The organism is Polaromonas sp. CT11-55 (genome assembly GCF_047303325.1).
In the GTDB taxonomy this organism is placed as follows: domain Bacteria; phylum Pseudomonadota; class Gammaproteobacteria; order Burkholderiales; family Burkholderiaceae_C; genus Polaromonas.
On the sequence record NZ_JBKBEX010000105.1, the window covers coordinates 1 to 229 of the forward strand.

1 protein-coding gene is annotated in these 229 nt (G+C 69.0%); it reads right to left on the reverse strand.

The genetic code is table 11. The annotated features are described in order from the left end of the window. The coding region (locus tag ACEN8I_RS24240; RefSeq protein WP_413331209.1) for an alpha/beta hydrolase at positions 1 to 229 on the reverse strand (229 nt) is incomplete at both ends.

A 229-nucleotide genomic window follows, 5' to 3' on the forward strand; every position in this document is an offset into this window, starting at 1 on the left:
GCAGCAGCAAGGCCGCCAGGTGTCCGCCGGCCGAGTGCCCGCCCACCGTGATGCGGCTGGGGTCGCCGCCGAAGCGGGCGATATGGCGCCAGGTCCAGGCCAGGGCCTTGACCATCAGCATCGTGATCTCGGGAAACGACACCGCGGGGCACAGGGCGTAGTTGGGCACCACAACAAAGGCGCCGCCCACGGTGAAGGTCGGCGCGATGAAGGAGTGGTCGGACTTGTC